The 6,205-nt window shown below is 58.7% G+C and carries 5 protein-coding genes; all 5 read right to left on the minus strand.

Features of this window, described 5'->3' with window-relative positions:
• Window positions 1–566: c-type cytochrome (locus tag ACU0FH_RS01640; RefSeq protein ID WP_446193070.1), on the minus strand; the 566-nt coding region annotated here is incomplete at its 3' end.
• A gap of 46 nt (window positions 567–612) precedes the next feature.
• Window positions 613–990, minus strand: coding sequence for a hypothetical protein (locus tag ACU0FH_RS01645; RefSeq protein WP_136720527.1), 378 nt, complete (start codon window positions 988–990; stop codon window positions 613–615).
• Window positions 991–998: 8 nt separating this feature from the next.
• Window positions 999–3,545, minus strand: a complete 2,547-nt coding sequence (gene ctaD / locus ACU0FH_RS01650) for a cytochrome c oxidase subunit I (RefSeq protein ID WP_093743702.1) — start codon at window positions 3,543–3,545, stop codon at window positions 999–1,001.
• Complete coding sequence (locus tag ACU0FH_RS01655; protein ID WP_248646527.1) at window positions 3,542–4,138, minus strand: c-type cytochrome; 597 nt, start codon at window positions 4,136–4,138, stop codon at window positions 3,542–3,544. The genes ctaD and ACU0FH_RS01655 overlap by 4 nt, the downstream gene beginning before the upstream one ends.
• Before the next feature lie 397 nt (window positions 4,139–4,535).
• Window positions 4,536–5,531, minus strand: a complete 996-nt coding sequence (locus tag ACU0FH_RS01660) for a cytochrome c oxidase assembly protein (protein ID WP_067263753.1) — start codon at window positions 5,529–5,531, stop codon at window positions 4,536–4,538.
• Between the last annotated feature and the right edge of the window lie 674 nt (window positions 5,532–6,205).

Here is a 6,205-nt window from a genome sequence, read left to right on the forward strand (position 1 = left end):
GCGGATTCGGCGCCTTGCGCGAAATCAATGCCCGTCGGCTCACCGCGCAAGGCCAACTCGGCGTACTGGCCTAGCGTCATGCCGGGAAGTGCCCGCAAGAAGGCGACCTGTGCCCAGACCTCATCGTCGCGATCTTGCGTTGGCCAAGCAGGCATGCCCGAATACTTTATCCCGTACTTGACGATCCAGAACAACTCCTCGTCGCTCCATTCAGAGACTTTTTCCTCGAGACGAGGCGGGCTCGGAGTCATCGCCTGAACTACTGGAGATTGCGGGACACCTGGGGCGCCGTGACATATGGAGCAGGCCGTCGCATAGTGGGCGGCCGAGCGAAGAACCAATGTGGGGTCATCGAGGTCGAGACCCTCCGGCTTTGAGACAAGCAACGACTGGCTCTCGACCGCATTCTCCATTGTCCAGCCGAGAAACCAGCGCGTCACGCTCCAGTGGCCGGATGAGGCGGCGATCGAAACCAGTCCCGACCAACTGATCAGGAGCGCCCCCGCGATGCCGAGGCCAACGATTCCGGCCATCCATTTCCAGGTCAGAACGAGCTTTAGCCGCATGAAGCTGCATCCCAACTGTGCGATAATGAGCGATAAGGTCTGCAGTTCATCTACAGTCTCCAATGACCAGAATGGGCATGGTTTCGAAGACTACCGCAGCGAATGAAAGTCCGGCCAAAAGCAGCGTGGAGAATTCGAGAAAGCTTTCACGCCCTTCCGGCGTGTCTTGGTCATTCCGGAAACCCCCGCCTCCGGTTAGCCATTCGTGCCATGCGCGGCGAATTACGAGTGCAATCAGGCAAAGCGAGACGAGCGTCACGAAACCGATAGCAACGCGTGTGCTTCCGATCGATTCGAAAATATCGGCATTTGGGGCACACCGAAAGGCTGCGAGAAAGTAGCTGAAGAGAAAGTGAATTCCCCAAATCACTGGTGCTGCGATCAGTGTCCAAAGATTGTCCTTTGTTCTGCCAAATATCTGCATGGCCGATCTCACATCAACATCGGAAAATACGCGAGCGTCGCCACAGTGACCAGAGCGGTACCTCCGGCAAAATGCCAATATAGCGCCACGTTCGAGATATCGATATCGTATTCGGGGGTCATCCGGTCGGCATAGGAACGAGCCAAGCAGTAGCCGAGCATCAGGCCGCCCACCCCACCGTGGACGGCTGTCCAGATTGCTAACACCCAAACAGTCGCCGGATAGACGTGGGCGGACGGGTCGAGGCCGTTGGTGAACGGTCCCCAAAGCAGTGTCGCGCTGGCAGCGAGCGAGGCCACGCTGCCGGCAGCCATTAGGCCACGTGCCGGTCCGACCCGTCCAGCGCGGTTCAATATCCGTGCGAAGAGGGCTGCCGTCCAAGCGCTCGCGAACAGCAGGAGTGCGATGCTTGGCCAGAACACACCAGGTCCGACCGCTGTCGGTGGTGGAAAATCGGCATGGATAGTGAAGAAGTAGAAGTATCCGAAGATCAGGCCGACGAAGGCCGTGGCGTCGCCCGTCATGGTGATAAACATCGCCCACCAGCCAATCGAATCCGGACCCGACTTGTAGAGTGGCAGTTTCAGGCCGAGGCCGACATCCTTTTCGGCTTTCTCAGGAATCTGGGCGGTGCCGCGCCAGAGCCAAATAATAATAGACGCGATGGACAGGACCATCGCGGTAATGGTGAGGGTCCACCAGTGGAACGTGGCGAAGATGAACACTGCGCCGGTCATGATGGCTGCGATCATCGGCATGAAGCTGGGGCCAGGTACGCGTAGGCAATGCAATGGTTTGCCGTCGAGAACTGTTGTGACCAAAGTCTCGCGCTTCATCTCCTCGGCGTCGGGCAGGTAGAACCGGCCCTTGTCGACATCGTCGACGAAGTTCGGCTGTTCCCAGAGGGGATAGCGAGAAGAGATTATCGGCACCGAGCGCACACCCCAACTCTCTGAGGGCATTCTTGCCAGCCACTCCAGCGTGCCGGCGGTCCACGGATTTCGCTTGGCGTATGGCTCCCTGCTGCGGGGCCGAATCACGTCCCAGACGATCACCAACACACCGGAGGCGAACACGAAGGCGCCGACCGAGGAGACCAGATTTGATATGCCAACGCCAAGTGCCTCCGGGTAGGTCCAGACGCGGCGTGGCATTCCCATTAGTCCAGCCCAGTGCATCGGCAAGAATGCGACATTGAAGCCCACGAACATCAGCCAGAACGCGATCCGGCCCAGCCGATCCGATAGCTTCCGCGCGCCGATGATCGGCCAGTAATAGTAAACTCCGGCCATCAAGGGGAACAGCATCCCCCCGATCAGCACATAGTGCAGGTGAGCAACCACGAAGTAGGTGTCGTGGGCCTGCCAATCAAAAGGCGCCAACGCCACCATGACGCCAGTCAACCCACCGATGACAAAGGTGGCGAGCGCTCCCGCGACAAAGAGCATCGGAACGGAAAAGATCACGCGGCCGGTCAGGAGCGTTGCCAAAAACACAAAAATCTGCACACCGGTCGGAATCGCAACTGCCTCTGAGGCGGCTGAGAAGAAACCGAGCGAGATCGCAGGGAGGCCCGTGGTGTACATGTGGTGCACCCAGAGCCCGAAGGAGATGAAACCGGTGCCCACGGCCGCGAGCACGATCCACGAATAGCCGAGGATTGGACGCTGGGCGAAGGTCGGCACGATCATCGCAACCAGCGCGATTGCCGGGAGAAAGACAATGTAGACCTCCGGATGGCCGAAGATCCAAAACAGGTGCTGCCAGAGGACTGGATCGCCGCCGCGGCTAGGGTCGAAGAATGGCCAATCGAACATCCGCTCGAGCTCAAAAAGGATGTCACCTGCGATCAGTGGCGGGAAAGCGAAGAGGATCATACCGGCAACGACGAGTACGTACCAGGCGTAGAGCGGCATCAGGTTTAGCCGCATGCCGGGCGGGCGGCATTTCAGCGTTCCCACGATCAATTCAACCGCCGCGGCAAGCGAGGCAATCTCGATGAACGACAGACCCAGCAGCCAGATGTCCGGGCCATAGCCCGGCGTGTACCGCTCGTCCGTAGTGAGTGGCGGGTACATGAACCAGCCTGCGTTCGGCGCGGCATCGAAGAAAATGGATCCTGCGACGAACACGCCGCCGATCATGAAACACCAGAATCCGAATGCCGACAGGCGAGGAAAGGGCAAATCACGAGCGCCAAGCATTTCAGGAAGCAGAATTATGGCCACTGCCTCGAAGATCGGAACGGCGAAAAGAAACATCATCACCGTGCCGTGAAGGGTATAAACCTGATTGTAGAAGGTTGCCGTGAGAAAGTCGTTCTCTGGCACCGCGAGCTGCACCCGCATTGTCAGCGCCAATACTCCAGCGAATAACATGAACCCGAATGCCGCAGCCGTGTACCAGATACCGACCTCAGTGTTGTTCACCGCCGACCAGTAGCGCCAACCTTTTGGTGCAGCCCAGACCTTGCGGAGCCGCTCCTCCTGGCCGCGACGAACCTCCTCGTCCTCCTGATCCGGTCCATCTGCTGCGGTGTTCTCGCGTTCGGTCATTCCAGACTCCCTAGCCAAGCAGCAATTTGAGCGATCTCGTCTTTCGGCAGCATGCCAAAGGCCGGCATCTCGATGCCTGGCTTGAAATGGTCCGGCGAGGCAACGAAGTCGGCGATATTCTCGACAGTGGTTGGAACAATGCCAGCTCCAATCGTACGTCGGCTGGCGAGGTGCGTAAGGTCGGGCCCTACTACCCCGTCGGGCGGTGTGCCCCGGATCGCATGGCAGGCTGCACATCCGTTCCGAATGAATAGATCGAGGCCCTCGCTCTCGGGCACTGCTGCAGGCTGGGCCTGCGCCCTCACATACTCCGTGAATTCGGTTTCAGGCACCACGACCACACGAAAACCCATTTGCGCGTGAGCCGTACCACAGAACTCCGCACAAGCACCGTTGAAGACGCCGACTTCTGTCGGTTCGAGGATGAGCCGATTCACCCGTCCGGGTATCGCGTCCATCTTGCCCGCAAGCGGCGGCACCCAAAACGAATGGATAACGTCCGGGCTGCCGAGGAGAATTTCCGTACGTTTCCCCAGCGGGATCCAGATCTCGTTGGCGCTAGGGACCCCGCCTATCGGGAGGTTGCGCACCACGCCGGGTTCGCCCTCGACGCCGTAGGCGACGCGCCACCAGAATCGTTCACCCGAGACGGCGATGGTAGGGCCGTCACCGGGGGGCGCAGATCAGGCATCATCCTGAGCCCCCAGAACAGCAGCATCGCCAGCACGACGGTCGGAAAGACGCATCCTCCCCAGATGATGAGCCGTAGGCCGGCTTTTTCGCTGTGTTGTCCGGGGTGCGTCTTCGTAACGTAGTAACCGATGGCGACAACAACAACCCAGATCGCCACGGCGCCAATAAGCATTACCCAAAAAAGTGTGAGAACCCGCGCAGCCTCAGCACCGGCCGCGTCGAACGCAGATTGAGGACCTTCGCAAGCGGAAAGTGCGAAGATCGCTGGAAATGTTCTGCTCGTTCGAAATTTCTTCATCAAGTGGGACCCTTGCGCGTGGCCTTCGAGCCGAATCCGTTTGGCGTCATTCCGGTTTTTTCCGATACCCCCAGCCAGACGCCCACTAGAATGACTGTCGCCACGACGTACATCATGGAACCGACCGTCATCATCAGCAGTCCGGCCAGCTGCTGGTCTTCGAGCGGCGACAAGCCCCAAGCCATGGAGCGGATACCGTAGCTCGTATAGAACGCTTCTGGAGCGAAAGCGAGCAAGGCTCCGGTGATCAGTGAGAACTTAAAGGTAATCAGCAGTCCCAGAACGCCGGCGCCCGGTCCGCTACTGTGCTTGCGTGTTATCGCTGTCCAGAAGACTAATGCAGAAGCAAAGATCGAGCCGTGCATGATCGAATGCACGAGGTCGTTTTCCAGGGAAACGGCAATCGCTGGTGGCGCGTGCCATAAGATAAACACGACCAGTTGCTGAAGGGATGCGATGCTGGTTGCGGTGAGCCAGTTCCATCCCGTTCGCCAGGCCTCAGATGAGGCGAGTGACGCGAGCCCCCTTTGCCATGTCCTTGGCAACGTGCGCATCATAGTCGGAACAGGATGGCCCAGCACAAGGAATGGCGCTGCCAGCCCCATCAAGACGATGTGCTGGCCCATGTGAGCAGCGAAGAGACTTTCGCCCAACGCATCGAGAGGCCACACTAAGGCTGCAATCAGGGCCAGTATGCCTATGCAGAACGAACCCGTCTGCCAAGTTCGGACGCCGCGGCCTAGGCCGGCCTTCGTCCATGCAAGAAGAACGCCCCGTGAGTACAATGCCACGACACTTGCTAAAGGCAAAATGACGGAAGGCGGTAGAGACCAGGTTGTCCAGAAGTCATGGGGCTCTAGAGGTGCGCCGTCGGTGTGGGCGCGAAGCGACGTTGCGGTAAGAGCGACTACGATTGAGACAGATAGAATGAGCCACCTTTGGGACGGCGATGGCAAAGTGGTCTGGGGAGGTTGATGTCCTGCAATGTGCAGCATACACAATCTTTCTACATCTCCGTCTCATCCAATATCGGCGGGTCCTGACTTGCACCTGTCGCCATGCGATCAGATTAACTGGCTGATCCGTCACACGCGGGCCGATGAAAAAACATGCGGTATTCCTTTTGAACGAGAGGCGTTCGCGTTACGCGGCTTCGAGAGGCGCAGGTAGTCGGTCTTTCCAACCTTTGTGCAACATAGTTCCTCTAGCTGCTATAGGTTCAAGCGAATTCGACACCCGGCAGAGCGGCGCAATACGATAGAGCACAAATACGAACCCAACCGGCAACCTCTTCAATGATCCCGACACCGGAGATTTCGAACATTCAATACGTCCCTTGTCTGCGCCAATGTTTGTCGCCCGTCGTATCGCCCAGAGGCCAGCCGCGACAAGTCAGCTTTTAGCGTTCAGCAACGGAGATCGGAACCTGCGGCGATTTTCCGGGACTGGAAGATGGGATCCCAGTCTGCACAAGATGACTTCGTCGCCAAAGATGCGCGCGAACTCAGAGCCGTGCCCAGACCGACCAGACACGGCTGCCCGATTCTTTTCAGTCAGTCCGCGTACCACATGCGCGACAAGTTGGCCTTGGCCTTGAGCACGCGGTCGAAGGCCGGGGTCTTGCCCTCTGCATCATGAAGAGCGCGCGCAGCGACATCGAGATCATGCA

Source organism: Heliomarina sp., assembly GCF_052826185.1.